General features: G+C 51.9%; 3 protein-coding genes and 6 pseudogenes. 4 read left to right on the top strand and 5 right to left on the bottom strand.

Annotated elements, in window-relative coordinates:
• From BG74_RS03150 to BG74_RS20395, 5 genes and pseudogenes are all read right to left on the bottom strand, one after another.
• Nucleotides 1–991, bottom strand: a pseudogene (locus BG74_RS03150) (glutathionylspermidine synthase family protein); the annotation flags it as partial.
• A gap of 6 nt (nucleotides 992–997) precedes the next feature.
• Nucleotides 998–1,188, bottom strand: a pseudogene (locus tag BG74_RS16255) (DUF1190 domain-containing protein); the annotation flags it as partial.
• Nucleotide 1,189: 1 nt separating this feature from the next.
• A pseudogene (locus BG74_RS03145) lies at nucleotides 1,190–1,651 on the bottom strand (DUF1190 domain-containing protein); the annotation flags it as partial.
• Between the two features lie 254 nt (nucleotides 1,652–1,905).
• On the bottom strand, nucleotides 1,906–2,265 hold the full coding sequence (locus BG74_RS16250; RefSeq protein WP_244267210.1) for a hypothetical protein: 360 nt from the start codon (nucleotides 2,263–2,265) through the stop codon (nucleotides 1,906–1,908).
• Nucleotides 2,266–2,294: 29 nt separating this feature from the next.
• Nucleotides 2,295–2,692 (bottom strand): annotated as a pseudogene (locus BG74_RS20395) (outer membrane channel protein TolC); the annotation flags it as partial.
• Nucleotides 2,693–2,917: 225 nt separating this feature from the next.
• Here BG74_RS20395 and nudF point away from each other — a divergent pair.
• The 4 genes and pseudogenes from nudF to BG74_RS16245 form a co-directional block, all read left to right on the top strand.
• On the top strand, nucleotides 2,918–3,601 hold the full coding sequence (nudF, locus tag BG74_RS03135) for an ADP-ribose diphosphatase (RefSeq protein WP_066596554.1): 684 nt from the start codon (nucleotides 2,918–2,920) through the stop codon (nucleotides 3,599–3,601).
• A pseudogene (locus BG74_RS03130) lies at nucleotides 3,579–3,951 on the top strand (DUF1249 domain-containing protein). The gene nudF and the pseudogene BG74_RS03130 overlap by 23 nt, the downstream one beginning before the upstream one ends.
• Nucleotides 3,952–3,982: 31 nt before the next feature.
• Nucleotides 3,983–4,810 (top strand): 3',5'-cyclic-AMP phosphodiesterase, encoded by an 828-nt coding sequence (cpdA, locus tag BG74_RS03125; protein ID WP_066596552.1) that lies wholly within the window; start codon nucleotides 3,983–3,985, stop codon nucleotides 4,808–4,810.
• Nucleotides 4,810–4,930, top strand: a pseudogene (locus BG74_RS16245) (YqiA/YcfP family alpha/beta fold hydrolase); the annotation flags it as partial. The gene cpdA and the pseudogene BG74_RS16245, both read left to right, overlap by 1 nt.
• Between the last annotated feature and the right edge of the window lie 6 nt (nucleotides 4,931–4,936).

Raw genomic sequence — 4,936 nt, 5'->3', positions numbered from 1 at the left:
TCTTCGCCGTAAGGGCCGTCCACCCGTGCAGTCTCCTGCTCTTGCTCGAAGATCCGCACGTTAGCGCCTTCTTGCGAGAACAGCGGTTTCACGACATAACTGTCCATCGGTGGGAAATCGTCTTCGGCAAAATAGGTTGGCAACAAATTAGGGTGGTCGGGAAACATCTGCCAAAGCATCGGCAACAGAGCTTTGTTGGAAAAATACATTTCCAGGCGGGCTCGAGCCAGCGCACACCGGCATCTTTCAGCTTGGTAGAGAACATTTCGCGCAGCATGAATTCCCACGGATAGAGCTTGAACAGGTTGCTGATGACCTGATCCTGCATATCGGTAAACTGCCCTTTCTCTCCCAGCCCCAGCTCTTCGATATAAAGAAACGTATTAGGTAACCCAGCTTCTGTAGCACAATCCTGTAGATATTGCACTGTGCCGCGATCTTCTTCAGTATCCTGGCAGCAGGTCAGGTGTAGCAGGCTAAAACCGTGCTGCGACTGAAGTTCGGCAAAGCTGGTATAAATTTTTCCTGTAGGCTATTAAACTGGTCGGCGTTAGCTGGCAACTGCCCGGCGTTTAATTGATCTTCTAACCAAATCCATTGGAAGAACGCCGCTTCGTACAGGGAAGTGGGCGTATCGGCATTGTTTTCCAACAATTTTGGCAGATGTTGTCCGTCATACAACAGATCAAGGCGTGAATAGAGCGACGGCTGACGCGTTTTCCAGGCGTTGCGCATAAACGACTAGGTATGCTTGGGGATCCGGAATTTGGTCATTAGCTTGTCTCCGGCCACCACTTTATCCACCACCTGCAAACACATCTGATGAATCTCGGCAGTGGCGTCCTCCCAGCGTTTCGATTTGTGCCAGGGTGAACTGATAGTAAGCGTCCTCACACCAGTAAGGTTCATCGTATAGGGTATGAAAATTAAAGCCGAATTCTGTGGCTTTCTCTCGCCAGTCCAGCCTTTCGTTGATGGTAACTCGTTTCATGCCTGTTTAGCCGCCCATGGCGCGGTGAGGTGTAGCGCTGCTGCTGCGCATGGCGCTCTGTTTGGCGACGGTTTCGCCGAAGCCGCCTCGGGTAATAGTCTGGGTGGTCGCCGGCTTGGTCACTAGGGTATTCTTAGACACCATCATCGACCGCCCGCTGGTGGCTGCCCCGTAGTCGCGGCCGCTGGCGTCTATAANCTGACCGAGCGCCGGACTATTAGCAGCGCGCGAGCTGAACAGCGGCTGCTGTGCGTAGCCGCCGCCCATAGTGCGACCTATCATATAGCCCGCCATCAACTGCATCCACATGCCGCCGCTGTGCTAGGATTCCGCTGCCATACTGGCCTATGCCGGGACCTGGACCTGGATGCATTGATCTTCGCCGAATTCCGCTACGCAGTCGGCGTAGAAGACGTATTTGGGAGCGGTTTTCACTGCTTCCTGCTGCGCGCTGTTGTAAGCGGCGGTGCACTGTTCGCTCAGTTAATGATTGTCGCGGGCACAGTTGTCGCTGTTCATGTACAGCGATACGTTTTCGTCACTTTTTTCACAGCCGGCCAGTGAAAAAACGGCACTGACAGCCATCGCGACGGGCACCATACGGTAAACACGCCAATGCTTGCGAAAGCTGGCGTGGTTAATCTGTTTAGTGCGTTCCATTATTTTCCTACTTTAATTATATTAACTGCGAACTCAAAGAAGCTATTCTATAATAGAGAAAAAACGGTGATAAATGAAGTATGGGTCGCCTATGGCTGGGATCTTTACGTAGTTATACATTTCTCTGTGATCGCACGCTCGGACAGTAGCGGCTACCAAGGGAGAGCATCGGGGCCAAGAGGGGAAAAAGCGATCCGACTGGCCGCCGGGAATGGACTCAATGCTGGAAAGGATTGCGTCTGGTGGCGAGGTCTTCACACGGGTCGCGCGCGGCTGGATGGCTGTTTGTGGAGCGCTACTGCGCGCGGTATTAGCGTTGCGCGACTTATCGGTGCTGTCGGCTCAGTTCTCCTGCTTAGTGTTTTCCAGCTCCACTGTCTGCGGATCGTGGTCGGTACTGTTTTTTTGCCGAGCGTATTATTTAGCGTCATCAAATCCTCTTTATTCAGCGTGCCGAGAGCAGATTTGAGGTTTAATTGATTAATCAGATAATCGTAGCGCACCTGAGAGATTTCGCTTGAGATAATAAAGCGTGGTGTGGCGTCCAGTATGTCGATGATAGTACGAGTGCTCACTTGGTAGCCGGTTTCCGAGGAGTCTAAGGATCTTTGCACCGACACTACCGTCTATTCATAAGCATAATGAGAATTAGCGATTGCTCGTCGGTTTGATACGAGACATCCTGAATACCGTCGTTTTTTTCTGGAGGATCTGGGCACGCCATTTGGATATATAGAAAATGGTCTGGGTCAGCTTTATAGTAGCGCTGGACGTGTTAGAGTTGATATCACGGTTGTCGAGAAACCAACCCCTTGGTGTAGGTATAATCTGCTCCCAATCCCAATTCAGGCAGCAGCAGGGGGCGGGGTAGCTCTTCGTTGATTTTTTCAAAGACTGCATCTCGTCGGCGTCGGAAAGACGAAGATGATCCGGATTGGACAGTTTCTCCTGCTGATACCTGCAGCAGATTTTCTGATCGACTTATTGCACTGAAAGCCACCGAGACTCAGTCCAAGTAAGAAGGGAGAGCAGTTTCTTCATTTACATTCAGTTACATTCCTTTTGAAACAGCAAAATTGCTAGGGTAATACTACTAAAAATTGTGGTTAATTCTAGCAGACACTGCCGGACAGACAGATATAGGTGGCTTAACGTTGCCATGCCGGCGATATTTACAAAATTTATATAAACCGTCAGTTTCCGGCAGACTGGCAGACATTTAGCTGGCCGGCGCCGGCGGCGTTATTTTTCAATAGGAGCGCTATAATGACCTCTTCTTTTGTTACACCGGTGACATTTGGCTGTGATGATGTTGAAATGCTTTCCCGCGAGACGTTGTATAACGGTTTTTTTAAGATGGAGCTTTACCACTTCCGCTACCGGCTGTTTAATGGCGGCATGAGCCAGACAGTGACTCGGGAAATCTTAGAGCGCGGGCATGCAGTCGTCCTATTACCCTATGATGCGCGGCGTGACCAGGTGATATTATTGGAGCAAATCCGCATCGCTGCCTATAACAGCAGCTTGACCCCCTGGCTGCTGGAGCTGGTGGCCGGTATTATTGAGCCTGGAGAAACACTGGAGCAGGTTGCCCGGCGCGAAGCGGTTGAAGAGACGGGACTCGCGGTGGGCCGTTGCAAACGGATGCTAAGTTATCTGGCCAGTCCTGGCAGCACCAGCGAGCGCCTGACAGTGATGGTGGGGGAAGTGGACGCGCTGAAAGCCAGTGGTATCCATGGACTGGTAGAGGAAAATGAAGATATCCTTCTCCATGCGGTGAGTCGTGAACAGGCATACCGCTGGGTGGAGGAAGGAGTTATCGATAACGCCGCCTCTGTCATTGCCCTGCAATGGCTAGCATTACACCATGAATCCCTGAGAAAAGAGTGGACCGATAATGATAATGATAATGATAATGATAATGATAATGATAAAACTCTACACGCCTGATTTCCCTAAAATGATGCGGTTGTGCGAAACTAACTTCGCCCAGTTGTGCCGGTTGCTGACACCGATCAATCAGGTGGGTGAAACCGTCGCCCATCAGGTGTATGGTGCCAGCTACCTGTTGACCATTCAGGAGGTCCCCCGCTACACAACGCTTGTGGAAATTACCCAGACCGCGCATGTCGCCAGCTGCGGAAGTGTGTTCCAGTCAGCGGATCTCTCGTTTCAAAGCGCGTTATGATTACCCGAATAAAAAGTTACATCAACGTGATGAGAAACATCAAATCAACCAGTTCCTTGCAGATTGGTTACGCTATTGTCTGGCATACGGTACCATTGCGGTTCCTGTTTGATTAGATAAATTTCGATGACCAAGGATAATCTTTGGAAAGCCTGTTGAAACTTCCTGTGGCGCGTGGGGCCAATATCAGGATTTTACAAATCACCGATACTCACCTGTTTGCGGGTGAGAACGAGACTTTACTCGGGGTGAATACCTTGCGCAGCTACAGCGTGGTGCTGAAGGCGGTACAGGCTGAACAGCGGCATTTTGATTTAGTGGTCGCCACGGGCGACTTGGCTCAGGATCACTCGCCCCAGGCCTATCGTCATTTCGCCACCGGGATCGCGCACCTGCCTGCACCCTGCGTCTGGCTGCCCGGCAACCATGATTTCCAGCCGGCCATGGTTGATGTGCTGGCGGAGTGCGGTATCTCTTGCGCTAAACAGGTTTTTATCGGCGACGAGTGGCAATTGCTGCTGCTAGACAGCCAAGTCTGCGGCGTGCCCCATGGTGAATTGAGCAACTATCAACTGGAGTGGCTGACGCAGACACTGGCCAGCCAGCCAGAGCGCTATACGTTGCTGTTGTTGCATCATCATCCTTTCCCTTCCGGCTGTATCTGGCTTGATCAGCACAGCCTGCACAACGCCCATATGCTGGCGGACGTGCTGCAGCCGCATCCGCGGGTAAAAACCCTGCTCTGTGGCCATATTCATCAAGAATTGGACGTTGACTGGCTGGGCCGGCGTGTACTAGCGACGCCCTCCACCTGCGTGCAGTTCAAACCGCACTGCACCAATTTCACCATTGATACCCTGGGTCCCGGCTGGCGCTATCTCGACTTGCTACCGGACGGCATGGTGCACACCGAAGTGTGTCGGCTGGGCGGTACTGAACATCTGCCTGACACCGATTATGAAGGCTACTGATGGCGACGCTTTTGTATCTCCACGGTTTCAACAGTTCTCTCTCTTCCGCGAGAGCCACCGCCCTTGGTATCTGTTTAGCGCGTCACCATCCTGGTATCGAGCTGCTGGTGCCTCAGTTGCTGGTGT

The sequence above is a fragment of the Sodalis-like endosymbiont of Proechinophthirus fluctus genome (genome assembly GCF_001602625.1).
In the GTDB taxonomy this organism is placed as follows: Bacteria; Pseudomonadota; Gammaproteobacteria; order Enterobacterales; family Enterobacteriaceae.
Note: the sequence above shows the minus strand (reverse complement) of the source record. Positions and strands in the feature narration are given on the sequence as shown.

Excerpts from the sequence above, each read along its gene's own strand:
- nudF (WP_066596554.1), top strand. The coding sequence starts at position 2,918 with ATGACCTCTTCTTTTGTTACACCGGTGACATTTGGCTGTGATGATGTT.